At 48.6% G+C, this 1,151-nt stretch carries 1 protein-coding gene; it reads right to left on the bottom strand.

From position 1 onward, the window contains the following. Positions 1-829 (bottom strand): Gfo/Idh/MocA family protein (locus ACRC27_RS00070; protein WP_438638749.1); only part of this gene is annotated, 829 nt, incomplete at its 3' end. Positions 830-1,151 lie beyond the last annotated feature (322 nt).

Genomic DNA, 1,151 nt, shown 5'->3' with positions numbered 1-1,151 from the left:
GATAACAAATTTCAATGTGGCACGGATTCCACCATTTTTCGCGGATCACAATGTGTACATCGGGCCCCTTCAGTACAGCCTCACGGGGTAAATGACGCGTTATCGAGGCGCACAGCGTTCCGGATAGCGTGGCATGTTGCGCACCGGCAAAATGAAACGTCACATTTTCATCCACCTCTGAGGTCGAATTATCACGGGAAATTGTCACCGCCGGTTTGATCAGCGTTTTTTGCATCAATTGGCATAAATCGGCGTATAGCCACAAGGCATACACGCCCACATCTAACGTTGCGCCGCCACTGAGCGTTGGATTGAATAGCGGTTGTTGCGGATCAAATTCATGGTAATTGCCAAACGAGGCTTCTATCGACGTCAGGGTAATGTGGTTGCCATGGATAAAACTCCGCAATGCCTGATAAGCCGGAAACGTCACCGTTTTCATCGCTTCCACCAGCAGCAATCCCTGACGCTGTGCTAGCGCCGACATCTCATCCCAATCTTCGGTATTGGTAAATGCCGGTTTCTCAACTAGCACATGCTTGCCATGCGCTAAAAATAACGCGACCAGACTTTTATGCAGCGGATGGATAGTCGCCACATATACCACATCAATCTCCGGATCTTGAGCCAATGCAGTATAAGTGCCGTAACTTTTTGGGCTTTGGTATTGCTCTGCAAATGCGGAGGCGCGCTCTAGGTCGCGTGCGGCAACGGCATGTAATTCCCCGAGGGTGACATTGTGCGTTAAATCTTTAGCGAAACGATGCGCAATTTTGCCTAATCCCGCAATTCCCCAGCGCACTTTTCTGACGACGTTCCTGACTGTCATAACTATTCCTAAGCGATCTTAGTCCTAAGCGGTATTAGCCATTTTTTAGCACATGCGAGCATATGCAACAGCCGCGCATAGTACGCGTTTATGGCCGAGCGGTACTGTAACTGACCTCTCACTCTTATGCTTTTGTGCTGACTTTTTAATGACGTAGTGAGTCTTTTTGCCACCCATAGCCCATCATCGCAGTAAAAAAAACGCCACCAGAAATCTCTGATGGCGAATATTACCCGTACATGCGGAATGAGTTACATGCGTTTTCTGAAGATGACTTTTTCCAGCTCGACCAAGAAGAATACCCCCAAGGCCAAAATGGCAC

The organism is Plesiomonas sp. (assembly GCF_051650925.1).
Lineage (GTDB): Bacteria > Pseudomonadota > Gammaproteobacteria > Enterobacterales > CAMTGL01 > Plesiomonas.
The sequence above is the reverse complement of the archived record's forward strand: the minus strand, read 5'-3'. Positions and strand labels throughout refer to the sequence as shown.